At 39.2% G+C, this 20,377-nt stretch carries 14 protein-coding genes and 1 pseudogene; 1 reads left to right on the top strand and 14 read right to left on the bottom strand.

Annotated features, from left to right (window positions below):
• Positions 1-237: 237 nt before the first annotated feature.
• From HMPREF2837_RS05230 to HMPREF2837_RS05185, 10 genes and pseudogenes are all read right to left on the bottom strand, one after another.
• Positions 238-603 (bottom strand): TIGR02328 family protein, encoded by a 366-nt coding sequence (locus HMPREF2837_RS05230; RefSeq protein ID WP_049548609.1) that lies wholly within the window; start codon positions 601-603, stop codon positions 238-240.
• The gene (locus HMPREF2837_RS05225) at positions 587-991 is read right to left on the bottom strand and encodes a YbgA family protein (RefSeq protein ID WP_049548608.1); all 405 of its coding nucleotides are present in this window, start codon (positions 989-991) and stop codon (positions 587-589) included. Before HMPREF2837_RS05225 ends, HMPREF2837_RS05230 begins: the two co-directional genes overlap by 17 nt.
• A gap of 92 nt (positions 992-1,083) precedes the next feature.
• Entirely contained in the window at positions 1,084-2,685 is a 1,602-nt protein-coding gene (locus HMPREF2837_RS05220; RefSeq protein WP_049548607.1) for a type I restriction-modification system subunit M, read from the bottom strand.
• Between the two features lie 45 nt (positions 2,686-2,730).
• Positions 2,731-3,486, bottom strand: coding sequence for a hypothetical protein (locus tag HMPREF2837_RS05215; RefSeq protein ID WP_049548606.1), 756 nt, complete (start codon positions 3,484-3,486; stop codon positions 2,731-2,733).
• 115 nt (positions 3,487-3,601) lie between these two features.
• Positions 3,602-4,477: pseudogene (locus tag HMPREF2837_RS05210) on the bottom strand (HAD family hydrolase); the annotation flags it as partial.
• 15 nt (positions 4,478-4,492) lie between these two features.
• Positions 4,493-5,653: a restriction endonuclease subunit S gene (locus HMPREF2837_RS05205; RefSeq protein ID WP_049548604.1), complete on the bottom strand. Its 1,161-nt coding sequence runs from the start codon at positions 5,651-5,653 to the stop codon at positions 4,493-4,495.
• The gene (locus tag HMPREF2837_RS05200; protein ID WP_049548603.1) at positions 5,646-8,336 is read right to left on the bottom strand and encodes a hypothetical protein; all 2,691 of its coding nucleotides are present in this window, start codon (positions 8,334-8,336) and stop codon (positions 5,646-5,648) included. Before HMPREF2837_RS05200 ends, HMPREF2837_RS05205 begins: the two co-directional genes overlap by 8 nt.
• 12 nt (positions 8,337-8,348) lie before the next feature.
• Positions 8,349-9,200: a macro domain-containing protein gene (locus HMPREF2837_RS05195; protein WP_080979372.1), complete on the bottom strand. Its 852-nt coding sequence runs from the start codon at positions 9,198-9,200 to the stop codon at positions 8,349-8,351.
• A 21-nt stretch (positions 9,201-9,221) separates the two neighbouring features.
• Positions 9,222-12,212 carry a type I restriction endonuclease subunit R gene (locus HMPREF2837_RS05190; RefSeq protein WP_075230714.1) on the bottom strand — a complete coding sequence of 997 codons (2,991 nt, stop codon included), beginning with the start codon at positions 12,210-12,212 and terminating at the stop codon, positions 9,222-9,224.
• A gap of 75 nt (positions 12,213-12,287) precedes the next feature.
• On the bottom strand, positions 12,288-14,942 hold the full coding sequence (locus HMPREF2837_RS05185) for a DEAD/DEAH box helicase family protein (RefSeq protein WP_075230713.1): 2,655 nt from the start codon (positions 14,940-14,942) through the stop codon (positions 12,288-12,290).
• A 137-nt stretch (positions 14,943-15,079) separates the two neighbouring features.
• On the opposite strand from HMPREF2837_RS05185, the gene HMPREF2837_RS05180 reads away from it, so the two are divergent.
• A complete protein-coding gene (locus HMPREF2837_RS05180; protein WP_049548600.1) occupies positions 15,080-15,697 on the top strand; it encodes a TVP38/TMEM64 family protein in 618 nt (205 codons plus the stop codon).
• A gap of 316 nt (positions 15,698-16,013) precedes the next feature.
• On the opposite strand, the gene HMPREF2837_RS05175 is transcribed toward HMPREF2837_RS05180, so the two are convergent.
• The 4 genes from HMPREF2837_RS05175 to prfB all read right to left on the bottom strand — a co-directional run bounded on the left by HMPREF2837_RS05175 (position 16,014) and on the right by prfB (position 20,280).
• On the bottom strand, positions 16,014-17,168 hold the full coding sequence (locus HMPREF2837_RS05175) for an MFS transporter (RefSeq protein ID WP_049548599.1): 1,155 nt from the start codon (positions 17,166-17,168) through the stop codon (positions 16,014-16,016).
• A gap of 389 nt (positions 17,169-17,557) precedes the next feature.
• Entirely contained in the window at positions 17,558-18,484 is a 927-nt protein-coding gene (gene ftsX / locus HMPREF2837_RS05170; RefSeq protein ID WP_075230712.1) for a permease-like cell division protein FtsX, read from the bottom strand.
• Positions 18,477-19,169 (bottom strand): cell division ATP-binding protein FtsE, encoded by a 693-nt coding sequence (ftsE, locus tag HMPREF2837_RS05165; protein WP_049548597.1) that lies wholly within the window; start codon positions 19,167-19,169, stop codon positions 18,477-18,479. Before ftsE ends, ftsX begins: the two co-directional genes overlap by 8 nt.
• A gap of 15 nt (positions 19,170-19,184) precedes the next feature.
• Positions 19,185-20,280, bottom strand: a protein-coding gene (gene prfB / locus HMPREF2837_RS05160; RefSeq protein WP_148130293.1) for a peptide chain release factor 2 whose coding sequence is annotated in 2 segments (ribosomal slippage) — positions 19,185-20,207 and positions 20,209-20,280 — 1,095 coding nt in all. Because the reading frame shifts where the segments join, the coding sequence is not laid out codon by codon here.
• Positions 20,281-20,377 lie beyond the last annotated feature (97 nt).

Genomic DNA, 20,377 nt, shown 5'->3' with positions numbered 1-20,377 from the left:
AAGAGGCTGGGACAAAAGTCCTAGCCTCTCAATTTTCTATGGATTGTCGAGCAAGGCGCAGTGGTTGAGTGGGCTCTACTACGCTGATTTCATCAGCTTTTACAGCCCTACTCAACTGTGCGTAGGTGGGACGACGAAATCGAATTCTAACGAATTACCGATTTCTGTCCCACTCTCTCATTTTTATCATTCGAAAAATTTACGAAAAGAGTTAACCATTGGAGATAATCCTTACTATTACTCCAGCTCTATCCCCTTATCACGGAGATTAGCCAGACACTCCTCATAGTAGGCAGAGTCGTGTTCGCTATAGATAGGACTTTTCAGCCTCTCCTCTGTTAAATTTTCATAAGGAGGGCAGGTCTTGCCACGGTAGTTCTTATCCAGCCACTCTGGACTGACATTGTAGCCACGACGCGCCATCTCCCCCATGATCAAGTCATGATAGGCATAGAGACGATAGGGCGAGTGGGTAAAGACATAGTCAACTGTCGCATGCTTTCTGCCCCAGCCATTGCCACGCAGAGCGCAACACTCTCGATGTTGCCCCAAGAGCTGAGGACGGGGCAGTTGTGGGATCAAAGACTCATGCCAAAGTCTCATGGGAGTCTCCTTTCAACAAGGTAGAATGTTGCAGATAAGCATTTGGGTATCGTTCAAGCAAGTCTCGAGTCTTAGCAATCAAGTCTTCCTTAGAAGCCTGACCAAAGCGGTAGCGATCCAACAAGAGCATGTAATCCTTGCACTCAGCATCTGTCGCTTTCTTTTTGAAATAGCCCCAAATATGCTGGAAGGCATTGCAAACCTGACCCCTGTGTTCTGGAATCTGGCAGGCACGGTCAATCATCTCTTGAACCTGACTCACTTCCACCACTTCTTGCTTGAGATACTGGCGAATATCCTTGTAAATATTGCTAGAATGACTCAAAACAAGGTATTTGTTTTCTGCCCAGAGTTGCTGACAAAGGGCACGTTGGTTGTTATTTTCCATATTTCTCCTAACCTTCTACTAGTTCCCAGGAAATACGGAAACAAAGTTATATCTATAAAATGAGCGAATTATGAGCGAATTGATTACGCCTATCACCCTTTAAATTCCTTCAAGAACTGTTTTAGTTCGGCATCGGCTTCTGGTGTTGTTCCGTGGAGTTGACCGAGCATTTCAAGCAATGAAGCTGTTTGGTTTTCGATTGCTTCATTTCTCTTGTTAATCTTGCTGACGATGTCTGTCAGTGGCTCGACTTCTTCTTCCTCAAAGGTATCTACATAGCGAGGGATATTAAGGTTGTAGTCATTTTCGACGATTTCTTCATAACTTGCCAGATGGGCAAACTTATCAATCTCTTCACGAGACTTGTAGGCTTCCAGAATCTTCTCGATATGAACATCCGTCATGATATTCTGATTTTTCCCCTTATCAAACTCCTTAGAAGCATCGATAAAGTAAACATCACGATTGGTACGGTTCTTCTTGAGAATGATGACCGTGGTCGGAATGCTGGTATTAAAGAAGATATTTGCAGGTAAACCGATAACCGTATCAATAGCTCCTTCTTCTAGCAAGGCCTTGCGAATGGTTCCCTCCGCATTACCACGGAAGAGAACACCATGGGGAAGAACGATAGCCATGACCCCATTATCCTGCTTGAGGTGGTAATATCCATGCAAGAGGAAGGCAAAGTCAGCCTTGGACTGGGGCGCCAGTTTCCCAAAAGGAGAGAAACGAGGGTCCGCCATAAAACCAGAGCTTGCTGACCACTTGGCAGAGTAGGGAGGGTTCATGAGAACACCATCAAAGTTAGTCGGTTCTTGAGTCGGCCAGTCTTCATCCAAGGTATCGGCATTGTGGAGAAATTGATTCTCAACTGGAACCCCGTGTAGAATCATGTTCATCCGAGCCAAGTTATAAGTGGAGGTATTGAGCTCCTGACCAAAGTAGACCACCGTTTGCGGTTTATGAGAGTATTTCTTGGCATTGAGCAAGAGAGAGCCAGAACCCATGGTCGCATCATAGATGGTAAAACCTTGCTGATCCTCACGACCTAAAAAAGCAATCTGAGTCATGAGCTTGGCAACAGGCTGAGGTGTATAAAACTCACCAGCTTTCTTACCCGAGTCAGTCGCAAACTGTCCAATCAGATACTCATAGGCATCCCCAAGCATATCACCAGCATGATCAGCCACATCTAGCACAGCCAACTCCTTCATGACTGCTGCCACTGTTTGATTTTGCTTTTGCGGAGTTGCCCCTAACTTTTTAGAGTAGAGGTCGATATCTTCAAAGAGATTTTCATAGAGGTCGTCGCTTTGCTCGATATCACGAAAACCTTGAGCTAGATCTTCCAGCTGGAAAGTCCCCTCATTGACCCTTGCTACTAGAGCGGTAAAAGTCAGGTCTGGCTTGATACTATAGTTGAGCTCGTCGCTCATAACTGATAACAGGTCCTCATGGGTATCCGCATCCTCGTAGTAGTTGCGATAAACCTCAAGGGCATCCTCAAGACTATCTGTCCCTTCTTCCATGGTCTCAGCTACGAAAAAGAGCATCTTGTCTGACAGATACTTATAAAAGACCATGCCCAAGAGATAGGACTTATAGTCATTAGCATCCATCTTAGAGCGGAGAACATCCGCTGAGTTCCACAGGGCTTGATAGAGCGACTGGGAAGTTTGTGTTGTTTCCATAGTGTTTCTTTCTAAGTTTTGCAATTAATTTTTTTAAATAAGCAATCATTTATAACATATCACTTCATTCTCAATCGTTCGAATCAAATCTAAAGGAATAGAAGAAACTGGAAGTTGATAAACGATATTTTTTCGAGGGTTATAAAATCCAAGATTTTCGATAGAAAGGAAGTCAGGGTCAAAGGAATGTAAACCCATGATATAGTATACAAGGACTTGTAGTGTATGGTCTTTATTAGGAGCTGTTTTAGTCACCTTAAAATCCCATAATGTATCCTTGGTTAGAAAATCTCCATCCCCCTTATCAATCGTATCTGTATAGCCTCCCAAAAAGTTAAAGCCATCTTTTACTAAAGGACCATAGAGGTCGAAAAAGCAAAGACTTCGTTCCACCATGATGCGAATATTTTCTATCGTTTCGGCATCCACTGTAATTTCCTCAAAAGGCTTATAATACTGTTTCCCCGCACGAAAAACGACATCAAAAGAAACCAAACGACAAGCACTTTCTATCGATAAATCGTCCAATCCTGTCACCAAATCGAGCAGTGCTTCTGCTAGGTCTCCCATACCCACCATCTGAGCTCCCAAGAGAGATATTCTGAAAGCATCACGGGCTTCTGCCCCTTTCATAAATCGAGTTAAGTAGTCCACACAAATCCCCACTAAACTAGGAGACACAGACTCTACCGGATGCAGAACTCTGTGATCTTCGAACTGCTCTACTGAAAATAACTTGATGGGCAGGTAGCCTCCTCGAGGTTGGTTAATTTCTTTTATACGTTGTGTTACAGATACCATGAGTTCTCCCTTTAATTATATAAAATACGTAATACCCAGTAATGTTTAGTTCACGCTTATCCAAATTTGAAAATGACTCAATTCATTTTTTCTTTGCTCTCAGTTTTCTTGTGCCTGCTTCAACTTTATCAGCATTTTTCTTATTTTCCAATTTTTCATTAAATACTGTTTTATCAATAATTGTCTTGATTAAATTATCAAGTTCCGTATTTTCCGAGTAATCTGCTGGTACAAAGTAATCAATACGACTATCACGAGTCATTTTGTGAACTTTAGTTCTGTCATTCGTTTTTGGATTGAATACACCAATAGAATAGCCTCCTCGCATTTTAACTAATTTCATGCAGGGGATATCAGTATCACTATCACCCAGATAAATCATATTTCTAAAAGGAACTCGTAAATCACTCTCTGGGAAAAATTCATTGACTGCAGAGTCATTCACATCCAGAACACCTTTGGTGATTCGAAATAGGAATTGCGTCTTATTGGTATAATTCACTACTTGAGCTGGCCAGACTGCAACCCCATTTTCATCACAATAAAAAGAAGTCGCATAAATTTTCTTAAAGGCCCCCTTTTTAGCTATAGAAGTACCTTCTATCATCTCTTTCAACCCCGATGAAATAATATAGTGCTCAACAGTAACACCTCGTTCTTCCCCATACTTTCTAATTCGTTCAAACCAGCCTTCAACTCCATCGAATAATTCTACTTCTGAGCCAAACCTAGCTAGTTCAGTTTTTGTAAATAAAACTTTTCCTGCAGATTCTGTTTTCATAGTATACATATAGGCTAGATTTTGGTCCATATCATTTTTATGAGCAAAACCATTTGACTTCTTCCAAAACTCTCCAATTTCATACCCTAGCTTCTGGATAAACCCTTGAGCTTGCATATCATCAGGAGACAGAGTTTTATCGAAATCATAGCATATAGCTACTACAGGTTTTTCTTCTTTCTTTAGAGTTTCTGATTTTACTTTTGACATTTTACTGCACTCCTTTTATATAAACATATCCTGCAAGAGTTTCTTTTTCAAAGTTTCTAGCTGAGAAATTTTTTCTTGATGAGAGTTGATGAGGTTATCAAGATTAGAGAAATAGGAGCCGATGGCTTGTTGTTCTTCCATACAAGGAACTAATATCTTTTGATTTTTTACAATATCACTATTGAGATTAACTTGACTTCCTGGTTGACCGTATCGATTCCATTTTTCTCTATACATTTCTAGCCATTGAAACATAAATTCTCTATCAAATTTTGGATTCATAAAAATTAAAAATCCATCATGTACGCCAGTTTTAACGTAGTTAACAACGGGCTTTCCAACAGTGGCAGCAATACTAAGTAATAAATGAGGTTCCGTCAGAACTCTTGTTTTTTCTTGACCTAATTTTGATATTTTTTGTTCCAAACTATGAATTCTGCCATTCTGACTTGTCACATCAGAGATACGTAACCAGCCAATTTCTGAATTTGGATCAAACCATTTTGGATCTTGTATTGGTCTCGGAGAAGCACCTCGAACAATATCAGCTAGCTCCCCAATATACTTTTCTTCCCACTCACCTTCAAATCCATCCAAACGAATCTCAGGTACCGTCTGTCCAGTTTTTGGAAACATCTTAGAAAGCATGGTAACCTTGAGAGATTGGTAGTTGGCAAGATTGTCCTTGTAACTAGTAAGAAGTTCGTCGAGGGTGCGGAAGAGAGAACCGATGGTGGATTGTTCATCAATTTCAGGATGATACACTTTGTAGTTCCCAAGTTGAGGAGCTGTTAGTTGAGGAACACCCGTAGACTCATTTAAAATTCTCATTGAATTAATCTGATTTTCAAGATAATCAACATCAATATTTTCCGATTGAAGAGTCAGAAGTCTAACAACCGGAGTAAAATTTTCATGTCGAGCTACTGCATATCCAACATCTCCGCGACCTGTAACAGTCACTGCCGGAGCTTTCACTTTATAATCGTCATAAAACCCAACGATTCCTTTGTTTGTCAAAGCATTTGCAATAACGGGATATTGCCCACTTTCTTTCAATTTTACTTTATCTACATCACCACCAGCAGATATTTTGACTATATCTGCAATTCTTTTTTCTACCCAAAAAGCTTCAAAATTGTTAAACCTAATTTTTGGAATTTTAAAATTATTCATTAGAATTTTCCATTCTATATTCATTTGCATACTTAATTACTAAATAGTGATTATCTAATCTTGCCTTCTCTATAATATATTCTTTATAATCACCATTTGAAATAATTTTATCTCTATTTTTTACAATAACTAGCTTTATATCAGAGTTAGAATTATCCATCATATTCGATAGTTGATTTAATATAATCTGATTAACTATTTCATATTTAGTTAGTTTAATCAACAAATCTGTTGCATTCATCTTAATATTTCTAGAATAATGTTTGGTCATGTTTAAACAAAAATAAGTACAAAACATAATAAATTCACCATTTGGAGAAAATTTATCAAACTCGAAGATTGTTTGCAAAAATGATATTACTCTCTTAATTTCAAATATATTTTCATCAGATAGTTTGAGTATATCGTTAATAACAAGATTATAATTACCATCAAAAATACTTTTCATTACATTCAGTTGAATAGATAAAATAATTGGATTTTCGTCAATTAAATCACTATGTACTAGTAATGTATTTTTACTTGATTGAAATACATCTGCTAGTTTTTCCCAATTATAGTCATGAGTCTGAGAAAAATAGATTTGAAATAAAAGGTTAAATGAAGAATATTTATCACTTAATATTTGATTATCTGAAATAATAGTCTGCTTACAAACATCAATAAGTCTATTAAAAATCTCTTCAGATAATTTTACATTATCTATCTTAATAATATTAAATATTGTTTGGAAATTATTTACTTCCGAAAACGTAAATATCCCATTTTCTCCTTGAGTTCTATTATAGTTGATTATGTCCTCAATATATTTATCAATATATTTTTCAGGAACAATACTGTGTTCCAGTTCAAGCCTGATTTTCTCCATTAATACAGAATTATTCTCTTTAATATACTTTAATAAATCGGTATTATCAATAGCAGAATTTCTTACAAAATTAATCAAAGCATTACTATAACTTCCATATGCATCTAATTGATATTCATTATTTTTAAATATAAAATAATTTCCAACTTTTTTCTGAGTTTGGTTTGTTAGCCAACGATAGTCCATTCTACATAATAGAGAAAATGCGCTATCATAAAACCGAATTAGTTTTTTTTCAAAAATTATGTTTAAGATTATAATAGTATCTTCATAATTAAAACGTGTTATTACTTTTTTTAAAGCATCAAAAATTGGCTTTTCCAAATTCAACTCGCGATTATCTTGATTCAACCATTTTATGACCTCTCCTTTAAATTCCATAAGAAACGAAACAATTATAGAATCATTTATATAGTCTGAAAAATGGTGTAACAAATAACATTGAGAACGCAAACGATTATTAAAAAATTCAATATTACGAATCAATCTTATAGTATACTCAATCTCTTCTGAACTAATGGTTCCTATTATCTGTTTAGATTTAAGCAAGAAATTCGCTAGTTCTTTGTCCGAAGAAGTTACTGCTAAGACAAATAATTCTTTTTTAAATTCATAACCATCATACATTTCGGCAAGTGTTCTTAATAGCACTTTCATCAAATTTTTTGCATGTTGTATATGAGTAATAGAGGCATAACCCAATGATAATATAAATGATTCCGATATCCATTGAAATAGTCCAATATTACATAGATTATAACTCTTTACAGATTCTGAATATAAATTATCTGCTTGAAATTTGTCTATTTGCTCAAAAAACATTTTCTCTCTTCTATCTAACAATGGAAAGTAAAGAGGCTCTTTTGATTTATTTATATATTCCTGACCAGTATTTGAAACTGGCCATCTATTTTCATAATTCCCTTTCTCATTTTGAACATTTCTTAAATCTATTGCTATATTGTTAACTATCCATTTTGGAATATTTACATCGTCAGTTGCTTTCACTAAACTATCAGATAGAATGGATATTGCACCATTTAAATCACCCCTAAAATATAGTTTTAAAGCATTGAATCTTTGAGTTAGGATTTCTTTTAATTCCTCTTCAGTTTTTGAAACAAAATACTCCTCTAGAATATCAAAATTAATTTCTAAGAATTTATGTTTATTAAAAACAAATTGGAAAAACTTTATTATCTCCTGCTCAATGTTTGATATTTTATTTTCATCTTGTGATAAGTTCAACTGAAACACTTTGAAAAGATATTCACATAACACTTTTGATTCTTTTGAAATATCAAGAATTGTTGAAGAATACTTATCTGTATTGATGTCAGAAATTTTGTAATCAACAGTATCACTATTTTTATTACGATAATAAAAAATAATATCTCCAACAATTGATTCAATTACTGTTTCAGGGATCTGATCAAACACAGGTACTTCTGAATATTTTACTTTGGCATAAAGATCTTCCTGTAATTGAGTCTTTTCACTAGAATTTTCAGTACAAAAGAAATATAAACATTTTTTATTATGCTTCTTTGCAGTGTCAATTTCCTTCAAAACCGAAGGACTAATTCCATCTTCATTATCAATGATAATCAAGCATACGTCACAAGACTTTACATGATTTACATAAAATTCCTCCGATTTAACACTACGACTTCCTTCTTCTTCATAACAAATTGAATTCATTAAAGGCGAATCATTAATGAGTTTAGAGAGCCTTTTACGCATCTCTCTATACTTCCCATCGCATTTAGAACTAATAAAAACTATAATCGGATCTTTTACCTTATTCGTATTCATCTCTCACCTAAATTATAATATAGAAATTGTATCTCCATCTTCCTTTCGGATCACGATTTCGACATCAGATGTTAATTTTGTTTTACGTAGCATGAAGTATTTAACCATAAATTCTAATTGTTGCTGATGATTATAATTTAGTTTTGACAAACCAGAACCAATCAAGGGTAGATATATTGGATTACCATTAGAATTCCTAAAACAATTATCAACTATTGCATTCAAAACTATAAGGTAGTCTTGATCACTAGTTTTAGCATTCTTATTATTTTCTATAATAGATAATGCTATAAAATGATATCTAACGTTACCAATATCCACAAAAGCAGTACTTCCGATAGGGTACCTTTTATAATTTCCTACTGATTTTCCACCTTGTTTTACATCATTACTAATACTTAATGATGATATATTCTGCTCTCTCAAACTACGCTTAATCTTCTTATCGAGAACTGACTGTGATACTAAATTATTATCGTATAAAAATTTAATAACTTGCCCATGAAGTGAATTGGCAGAAATAACTGAATCATCTATTTTTGTATCAAAACAACTATTTACAGGAACTATTAAATTAACTTTACTAGCGCCAATGTAATCTAGTATATTTCCATATGTCCCTGAAACTACAAACCTATTATATTTAAAATATATTACTCTCCTTTTGAAATAGTAATATAAAAATGCACAAACAAAGCTTAATGTATATAATACAAGAAAAGTTATTATAACTTTAATTATATGGCTTATTAGATTATTACTTTCATAAATATCACTGATATTTATAAAAGTCGCCAATAATGATAACAAGGATAAAAAACTAAAAAAATACTTGCACGATAATTTTAATGATTTTTTTATCAAATGTATTTTACTTCCCTTCTCCTACCTCCCAACTCTCAACGGCTCAATCACTTCTTCGATCAGTTGGGTATAGGCTTCTTTGATTTGTTTTTTATAGAGGAGTGGGTTGAGGGCATCTGACACCTCAACTTTGTAGTCCTTGTAGCGCTGACTCTTAGTCAGTTGACTTTCTCCTAGTTGTTTTTTCGCTCCCTTGCGGTAGTGATTGACATAGTAGCGGAGTTCATCTTCACCGACATACCAGTTCTTACTAAAGTCTCGGATATGTTGCTGGATGACTGCTTCAATCATCTGGTCAAGGATATTGGCGATGGATTGACCTCTGTAGCGGTCAGGATTTGCCTGTACTTCTTGCCAAAGCTCTGAGATAATCTGGGCAAGGTTTGGATTGGTCTTCTCCAGACTTTGGATATAGGTATCCACTGCTTCTCTGTCCTGTGCACTGAGACTCTTTTCCTGGCTTTGCTCTTGCTCGATCAGGCTTTGGATCAGGGTCAGTATATAGGCATAGTTAATCTCATCGACTTGGATAGACTCCAGTTCGTAGTGGATATCCAGTGGCTCCCCATCCTCATCACCATCTTCTGAACGACTTTTAAGTTCGGCAAGGATATTTTGATAGAAGCCTAGATAGTTTTCCAATTCTTTTGCAGTTAGTCCAGTCTCTGCATAGATTTCTTCCTCGTCATACTCTTTATAAACTCGGATAGAAGCCAAGTATTTATCAAAGGATTGATAAGCCTTGGCTAGTTTTCTCAATTCAGGTGTTGAGATTTGATCGATTTGGAGTCCTTCTTCGGGGTCATCGGTGATTAGATTTTGGAAGTCGCTACAACTTCTCAAAAAGTTTCTCTTTTCTTCTTCCCAGCTAGGTGCTAGGACATCATTTTCTCCACCATTTGAGTAGAGTTTGAGGGCATTATCCACTGCTTCCTTAAAGGTTAGAGGCTTTTGGAAGGTGATGATATGACCATAGGTCTTACTAGAATCAAAGATACGATTGGTACGACTAAAGGCCTGAATCAAATCCTGCGGTTGCATTGGTTTACGATCGATAAAGAGGGTCGATAAACAAGGGGCATCAAATCCAGTTAAGAGACGATTGACCACGATAACCAAGTCCAACTGCTCATTGCGATAGAGATACTTGTCCTGTTTTCGGGCTAGACGGTTATTGACATCGATATTAAAGCCACGAAGATCCGCCATAGTAAAGTGAGTATCAAACTCTTGGTTATAGTCTAGCAAGACCTGTTTCATGTGGTCTTGGTTGGCTCTTGAGTCTTCTTCATTTTCAGTGACAGAGTAGGTAATGGTAAATTTCGGAAAGTCTGGAAGGACCATCTTGACTCTCTCTGATACCTTGACCCGTGTTTGACCAGCCTTGACCCTTTTGAGAAGGTCATAGTAGGCTTGAGCTTGAGGGATAGACTTGACCGTCAGGATGGCATTGTAGGTATTGCCGACTCCTTTTTGAAAGCCTAGTTGTTGGCGGGATTTATTGATAATGGCATCCAAGACTTCCAGCATGTGCTCCTCATTCTCATAGACAGTATCTGGTATTTCATTTTCAGACTGGTCTGTGATGAGTGTATTGCGATAATCCACCTTAAAGCCTAAGACAGCTCCGTCATGGATGGCTTCCTTGACTGTATACTCATGGAGACGGTCTCCATACTGTTGCTGGGTGGTTTGGGCTAGGTCGCCGACTTGCTGGCGTTTATTTTCCTTAAAGATGGGGGTGCCTGTAAAACCATACCATAGTGACTGAGGGAAAAAAGTTTTAATGTCTTTTTGTGTTTGTGGCGTCACGGCACGGTGGCATTCATCTACAACAAAGGCCACTCGGAGTCCCTTGATTTTGTCCGCATCTCGTTGGTAAAGACCTTGGTCAAACTTGCGCATCATGGTGGTGATTTTCTGGATGGTTGTCACCACGACACGTTTATCATTACTTCCTAAGCGCTTGACCAAATCATGTGTATTGTCCGTCTCATCGATATCGATGACATCATTGGTCGCATATGAGAGGAAGGATGATGTGGTCTGTTGGTCCAAGTCCCGGCGGTCAACGACAAAAATCGTCTTTTGGATGGAAGGAATCTGAAGGAGATTCCTCGCTACCTTATAAGAAGTCAAGGTCTTCCCTGAACCTGTCGTATGCCAAACATAGCCTGATGCTTGTTGGCGAGAGGCTTCCTGCACCGCTTCGATAGCATGGATCTGGTAGGGGCGCAGGAGGATGAGAGATTTCTTGCTATCATCAATGACAGAATACTGCATGACCATCTGGTGCGCACGAGGGATAGAAAGGACTTCGTGAGCAAAGCTAGTCAGGTTTGCCACAGGATGATTGTCCTTATCCACCCACTTAGTTAGAAATTGCTTATTAAGTTTATTTTCACGAGCTGCAGCGATATAGCGAGTATCGACCTTGTTAGTCACAACAAACATCTGCAAGCTAGAGTAGATGCCACGGAACTTCCCTTCACGATCATATTTTTTAATCTGGTGAAAGGCATCGATAAATGCTGCTTGGGAACTCTTGAGCTCGATTTGAATCATAGGCAAGCCATTGATGAGAAGAGTAACATCCAATCTACGGTCTTGATCCAGAGGATTTACTTTTTCCCGTTGGACTTGATTGACAACTTCGTAGCTAGACTTTCCTGCTGCGATATTGTCACGCCAAATGACTGACAAACGGATGGTGCCTAGGCTTGCATCTTCTCTTTGAACCTCGACTTTGGCAATGCCATTTTCTCCGACCAACCACTTGGCAGCATCATAGTAGCTGACAAAGTTGAGTTGGTTCTGGATCTGGCGTTTTTCCTGCTCAGTCAAGGGATGGTCTGCTAGCAGAGCAACGTTGTTTTGGGCTAGTTTCTCAAAGAAATTGTCCCATAGTTGTTCTTCTTTTTTTAGGTCTTCTCTATAAGTCCATTGGCTTTCACCAGTTACCAGCTGGTTTATCAGTTGTTTTTCTATTTCCAGTTCTGGTTTTACCTGCATTTATATCTCTCCTTTTGGAAACCGCATTCTTCCTATTATTATATCATATTCCTAGTAGAAAACGCTCGCTTCTCCCTACTTCAAAGCACTCTTAACCTTCTTCTTGGTGATGAGGCGGTCATTTTTGTTGGCTAGGGATTTGAGTCGGGCTTCGAGTAAGACTTTTCTGCCTGCTTCGTTGCGGGTGTAGACTAACTGGTAATCACCTAGCTGAGGTGCGATTGCGTCTAGAAAGAGCTGAGCTTCTTCCTTGCGCTTTTCAAAGAGGCTAGGAACTACAAAATACTTGGATTGACCTGCTGGTGCTTTTTTTGCTACTAAGAGGTAGCGTTGATTATCCACGGGTGCAAAGAATTCGCCCAAGGTTTGGGAGAAGAGCTCCTTATCTCGCATACTGCCACCCTTGAGATAGGCAAAAATGTAATAGCTATCCTTATCTTCTTCCACCTGCACGCGCGACTGATCATCGGAAAGATGCCCCATCTTTAGCATGGCATTACGAATACCTTCACCCACCTGACGTAGACGTACATAAGGACTCTTGTAAAAGAAATAACGAACCAGAGCAATAGTAAGCAAGACAAGACTAATAGCCGCTAACCAAGCCAGATGAATACCATTTGTTTTAAAGAGATAGATGAGGAGATTAACTGCAATCAGTAAGAAAGAATAGCGAACCCACTTTTCAGCATCCACTAGTGTCAAGAGAGGGATTTGCTTGCGATCGGTTGCTACCTCATTGACAATCTCTAGTTTATCCGCAACTACTAACGCCTCATGCCATTTTTTGCGAAGGGAGCTACGATCCTTGGACAATTCCTTGATTTTCTGATTATAGGCCTGAATCTTACTTTTCTTAAAAGGAGCTTTAGGAAAGTCCAAGCGATCCAGTCCTGTCTCTATGGTGTCCTCCTTATAGGATAAGCCTAGAAAGTGTTCCATCCGACGAGTTAGATTAAGTAAATCTTGATAGGAATTATCCTTATCTACTTCCTCTTCATTTTCCTTTTCCCGCAAGAAAAGATTTTTTGTATAGGGTTTGATAGCGACCAGATGCCAGATATTGCTGGTCTTTTCTGGATGTCCTGACCAGACACGAATGGCACGCCCTCGCATCTGATTACTGAGCATAAAGCTTCCGACAAAACTACCTAAGATCAGAGAATTAACACAAGGCGCATCCCACCCTTCACCTAAGAGAGACTTGGTCCCGATCAAGACCTGGATGGCCCCCCTTTGAAAGAGCTCAGTTACAGCTCCCACCATACCTTTACAGGTTGAGGGAAAACCTACCTGAAGATAGACTGCTGGATCTAGTTGACCAATAGCTGAGAAGGTCAAAGCAACTGTTGGCAAAAGTGCTTGAAGCTCCTCCCTGACACTGGTTGGCACGATAACCACACTTCCCGAAAGCACTGCTAGGGGAACAGAAATCCCCTGTTTCTGAGCACTTCGACGAATACTTTCAAAGTAGGGGAGAACACCCAGTTGGCTGATAGGTGCCTGATCGTCCCCTAGATAGTTAGCAAAGTCCTTACGGATATAGTCTGCTAGGACTAGTTGCCTCAAGTTTTTTCCTAGGCTAGCATACTCGGTCGCAAAGATATCAGCAATTCCAGATAATTTCCCCAAGGATTGATTGAGAATTTGGTCATTGATCTTATTTCGAACCAAGAAAAGCTGGCGTTTGTCAATCAAACCTCTGGCCTTCATGTCCCTTTCTATCTCTTTGATATAGTCGGGTCTTGTCTGGTACCAATCAGGTGTCTGGTAGAGAAGTCCTTGGAAAAGGACCTCCATCCAGTTGTAGTTCAGAGATGGAAGGGTTTTACTACCAATTAGATCCTTTAAGTATTGAGGGATTTCTAGCTTTTGAGAATGAAGATAAATGAGGATGGCCGAGAGATACTTGGGATCTTCAAGAAGTAGATCTGCCGAGATTTGGCCATTAAGAACCTTGGAGCTAGCAATTAACTCCTTAAACTCAGGTTCATCCACTAAGTGACTGAGATACTGCCACTTGGCATCTTCAAAGTCCTGAAGAACCTTCTCCTCTTCCTTGGTCGGAGTACAGATATAAACAAAGTCTTGGTGAGGACAAAGTGTCTCCTCCTTGACCAGTTCTGGCACTGTGATCTCTTGGTCGATCTCCCCACACATCTGGAGATAGCGAGCCCAGAGTTCTGGTTCACTATCATAGGGAGGGGTTGCGGTTAGAGAAATGACCTGCAGTTGCGGATATTTCTTACGGAAGTCTTCTAGACTTCTCCACCATTCATTTCTCAAATGATGACATTCGTCCAGGCAGAGGGTTTCAACTCCCTGCTCCTTAAGACTGGCAATGAGATCAAAACCGCCAAAATCCACCGTCTCACCATTCTCTTCTTGAGACTGGACCTGTTGCATAGCACTATGAAAGGCTTGGTAGGTGGCGATGGTAATTTGCTTCATGTCCTTGAGATTTTGAGACACAAGACTTGTGACTTGGTTCTCATCCTCTAAAAAGGCCTGGCGAATTCTATCCACCCATTGTTCCCGAATGGTAACCGTCGGTACCAAGACTAGGGCAGGCTTATCAAAGCGAGCCATCAACTCGATACCAATGGTTGTCTTACCAGATCCTGGTGCTGCCACAAGGTGAACATGTCCATCTGCTTGATATTCTTGGAACTTATCCAAGACTTGCTTTTGGTAGTTGCGCCAAGTTCCATTAAAGCTTAATCCTAACATGTTAGTTTCCTCATTCTAAGCTGTCATTTTCTTACTATCATTTTATCATACTTGTGTCAAAGTCACACCTAGAATACAGATAGTCTTTCTCCTCAAAATATGGTATAGTAGATTTATACTACTTAAGAGGATTTTACATGTCACAGAATAATCAAATGAAAACTATTTCACCCCTTCTGCAGCAAGTGATTCATATTTCATCTATCGTTGGTGGAGTTGGCACCTTGATCTTCTGCATCTGGGCCTATCAGTCAGGGATTTTACAGTCCAAGGAAACCCTATCTGCCTTTATCCAACAGGCAGGCATCTGGGGGCCTCCACTCTTTATCTTTTTACAGATTTTGCAGACGGTGGTTCCTATCATTCCTGGTGCTCTGACATCGGTCGCTGGTGTCTTTATCTATGGTCATATCGTGGGAACTATTTACAATTACATTGGCATTGTCATTGGTTGCGCCATTATCTTTTACCTAGTGCGACTTTACGGTGCTCCCTTTGTCCAGTCTGTCGTTAGCAAGCGTACCTATGATAAGTACATCGGCTGGTTAGACAAGGGCAATCGCTTTGATCGCTTCTTTATCTTTATGATGATTTGGCCAGTTAGTCCAGCTGACTTTCTCTGTATGCTGGCAGCTCTGACCAAAATGAGCTTCAAGCGTTACATGACTATTATCGTCTTGACCAAGCCCTTTACCCTCGTGGTTTATACTTATGGCTTGACCTATATTATCGACTTCTTTTGGCAAAGACTTTAATACTCTTTGAAAATCTCTTCAAACCACGTCAGCTTCCATCTGCAACCTCAAAACACTGTTTTGAGCAACCTGTGGCTCGCTTCCTAGTTTACTCTTTGATTTTCATTGAGTATAAAATTACAAAAAAGAATGAGGCCGGGACAAAATCCCGACCTCTTTTTGTATGAGTAATGATCCTTTGATAGGGGAACTGATTGGAGCATTTCTGAGCCTTCTATACTCCATAAAACTCTGTTAATAATTATTTTTACTCTACATAACTTTCAACACTTCACTGTATGCTTAAGGACTCGCAAACTCATCATCTTTTCGCTTTTTAAACTCTCTTTTTCAACAGATAGGAAACCAGACAAGAAGTAACAATCATCCATGCTCCTAGAATGATAAAAGTCATTCGACCATTCGTTGTTACTAAGCCAATTCCTGAAAGAACAAAGGGTGTTAATGACGCACCAAAACTACATCCCAAAACAGTATAGGAAGTTGCTTTGTTGAGGAGTTTTGCTGGGATTCTTTCAGATATCAATTGAAAGACTGTCGTAAGAGCGATGCTGTAGGCAAATCCTCCTAAGACCGAACCTGCAACGACTACCCAGAGAGAAGGTGAGAGAGCAATGATGATTTGCCCGATACCAAAGGTTACACCCGTAACCAATAAAAGTTTTTCCTTAAAGGCAGAGATGAGGAAAGAAAAGCTAATTCCCGCTAGAATCCCAATCAACTGCATGGCACTGAGTACCAGACTTGACAATTGAGCATCTCCAAAGCCTGCCTCAATCATGAGACTAGGAATACGGAAGGTAATGGCTGTATTGGTACATACAATGACTGCAGCCCCGATAGCTAGAAAGAAAATCAACTGTTTCATAGAGCGAGTCAATCTTACTACTTCTTCTGTCTTTTGCTTGGACTCATGAACTTCTTCTTTGTTATAAGGGACAAAGAGAAGGAAGAGTACAAGAACCACTAAACCTGCTGCATAGGCTAGGAAGGTTGCGGTCCACCCAAAGGCCAAAAGTTGACCGACTGCCAAGGTCAAGATAGAGGCTCCCACCACCTCAGCTGAGCCACGAAAACCAAGCATCTGGATACGAGTTTTGCCGTGGTATCGTTCACTGATGATAGAGATAGCCTTGGCGTTTAGCATCCCCACACCAATCCCAAATAGCAAGCGTGTCGCAAAAACAAAGTAATAACCCTGATACCAGAAAGGAGCTGTTCCACTGATTGATAAAATCAAGAGTCCCAAGGTTAATTGGAGACGTTCTGGAAAAAGTCGTTCTAAAACTCCATTTAAGAGGAGCATGGCCATAATTCCAAAGGAAGGGAGGCTGACCAAGAGTTCGACCTGACCGGTCGAATAGCCCTGATAATAGTCAAACATGGCTGGTAGGGCACTTGATATTGAAAATGATGTGATCAATACTAACGACAGGGAAAGTATACTCACTTTTTCCAAAAATTGTTTCATTTTATCCTCATTCATTATTTATGTTAAGTCAAAAGAGCTAGATATTACTGTAGAGATAAAAGTTATCTTTCATCTAGTCCCTATCACTCTTTTATCAAAAAGGTCCTTCCCTATCATACACTGTTTCCCAAAAATTGGCAAGCAACTGATACTCAATGAACATCAAAGAGCAAACTAGGAAACTAGCCGCAGGTTGCTCAAAACACTGTTTTGAGGTTGTGGATAGAACTGACGAAGTCAGTAACAAATATACGCCAAGACGAAGCTGACGTGGTTTGAAGAGATTTGTGAAGAGTATGATTTATAAGTTCCACATAAAAAGTAGGACCATCAGACTCGGTCAAGCCTGATGGTATCCTACTTTTATAGATTTTAGTAAACTATCTTACTTAGATTTTCAAGAATCGACGCATTGAGATTCCTGAACCAAGTGAACCGATACAGATTCCGATGACAAACAAGAGACCGATCATCAATGGAATAAAAGCATCTGGGGTAATCAGAGATAGATTTTGTCCAACCAAAGATGGGTTAACTGATTGGTAGACTCGGTTATAGATAAAGTAAACCATGATTGATGGAATAGTTGCTCCTAATAGCCCAATGAAGGCACCTTCTAGCAAGAATGGCCCACGAATGTAGCTATTTTTAGCACCAACCAAACGCATGATTTGAATTTCACGACTACGTGAAATGATAGTGATACGAATGGTATTTGAAATCAAGAAGACTGCGATGAAAATCAAGAGTCCTGCAATGACCAATCCCCAAACACGGATAAAGGACGCCAACTTGAAGAGACGTTCGGTATTAGCACCACCGTCTTGAACTTCAGAGACACCTTCGATCTTTTTAGCTTCTTCAGCTACAGGTTTTACATCACTTGGTGAATTGGTATCGACAATGTAGGCATCATGAAGAGGATTGGCATCTCCTTCAAAAACCTTCCACTCGTCACCCATGGTTTCAGTCAACTTTTGGTACTGCTCTTCTTTACTTGAGAAGGTTACATTTTTAACGGCTGGCATAGCCTTTAGGGCATCATAAACCTTGTGGTAATCATTGTTAGTGACTGTCTGGCCTTCTTTGACAATGGTTTCACTATTGTCTTCAATATCTTTACGGACATAAACCATGACGCGGACGTTGTTTTCGATATCCGTTGCCAATTTTGCAGTATTAAAGATAACTGAGGCAAAAATAGCAACTAAGGTCAAGGTAATCATTACTGAACTGACAGCAGCAATGGTCATCCACCCATTACGCTTTAAACTCTTTAAAGCTTCGAATAGATGGCGGAAAAATCTACTAATCATCGTATCCGTACTCTCCTTTCGCTTCGTCACGAACCACACGACCATTCTCGATGGCAATGACACGGTGGCGCAAGGTATTTACGATTTGACTGTTGTGAGTGGCCATCAAAACAGTTGTCCCTTGAAGATTGATACGTTCCAAAAGGTTCATGATTTCCCATGAATTATCTGGGTCCAAGTTACCTGTTGGTTCATCTGCAATCAAAACTTTAGGATTGTTTACGATAGCGCGAGCAATGGCGATACGTTGCTGCTCACCACCTGACAATTCATTAGGGAATGAACGAACCTTGTGTTTTAAACCAACAAGATCCAAAACTTCCATAACACGTTTTTTGATATTGCGACGGCTTTCACCGACAACCTCCATTGCGTAAGCAATGTTCTCATAAACAGTTTTCTTTGGCAAAAGTTTGTAATCCTGAAAGACAACTCCAACACTACGACGAAGGAGCGGAATATCTTTCTTTTTAATCTTCACGAGGTTAAAACCTGCAACCTGCAAACTTCCTTTTTCAACTTTAACCTCACGATACAAGGCACGGATAAAGGTTGACTTACCTGCACCTGAAGGACCTACGATATAGGCAAATTCTCCTGGTTCAATTTTCACAGAGACGCCACGTAGGGCTGTTGTCCCGTTGTCATACTTTTTGACAACATCTCTCATTTCAATGATCGACATGTGACTTCCTTTCTTTTAACTAATACGCCATTTTAAATAGGCATCGATGAAACCATCTAGGTCTCCATCCATGACCTTATCTACCTGCGCAACTTCAAAGCTGGTACGGTGGTCTTTGACCATGGTATAAGGGGTAAATACATAGGAGCGGATTTGGCTTCCCCATGTGATTTCCTTCTTATCCCCCTTAAGGGCATCTACCTCAGCAGCTTTCTTTTCCTGCTCCATCTGATAAAGTTTTGCCTGGAGCATCTTCATCGCACGATCTCGGTTTCCATACTGAGTACGGTCTACAGTTGATGCAACGACAATCCCTGTCGGAATATGGGTCAAGCGAACACCTGTTGAAACCTTGTTGACGTTTTGTCCACCTGCTCCACCCGAGCGGAAAGTATCCATCTTGATATCATCTTCTCGGATGTCAACTTCAATAGTATCATCCAACTCTGGCATAACTTCTACAGAAGTAAACGAGGTGTGACGACGCTTAGCTGAGTCAAATGGTGAGATACGTACCAAACGGTGAACTCCCATTTCTGACTTGAGAAGTCCATAAGCATTTGGCCCTTCAAAAGACAAGGTCACCGACTTAATTCCTGCTTCATCACCAGCTTGATAATCCAAGACTTCAACCTTAAAGCCTTTAGCGTTACCATAACGAGTGTACATACGAAGGAGCATATCGCCCCAGTCTTGGGCTTCTGTTCCACCAGATCCTGGGTGAATCTCTAAAATAGCATTATTATGATCATAAGGCTCTGATAAGAGCAAGGTCATCTCATAGCTAGTCATCATCTGATCTAGCTCAGCTAACTTCTCCACCAACTCATCCTTAACAGACTCATCCTCTGCTAAAAAGTCTAGTAAGATTGCAACCTCATCCTGCAACTCTTCCATGGTATGGAAGGTATTGTAGGTATTTTTTAGTTCATTTAATTCTTGCGACGTTTTTTGGGCCGCAATATTATCGTTCCAAAAATCAGGTTCTGTCATTTTGTTTTCCAAAATGGCAATTTCTTCTTCTAACCCTTCGAGGTCAAAGAGACCCCCTAAAAGAAGCTAATTTTTCACGATTGGCGTCAATTTTTTGACGGATTTCTGAAATGTCCATATATACTCCTTTTTTGTATCGTTTTATTATACCATAATTTTTCTTATTTATCTAATCGGTGTTTTTTATAGTCAATTGAAACAAGAACAAGACAAAA

The sequence above is a fragment of the Streptococcus sp. HMSC071D03 genome, from assembly GCF_001812125.1.
Classification (GTDB): domain Bacteria; phylum Bacillota; class Bacilli; order Lactobacillales; family Streptococcaceae; genus Streptococcus; species Streptococcus pseudopneumoniae_N.
Note: the sequence above shows the minus strand (reverse complement) of the source record. Positions and strands in the feature narration are given on the sequence as shown.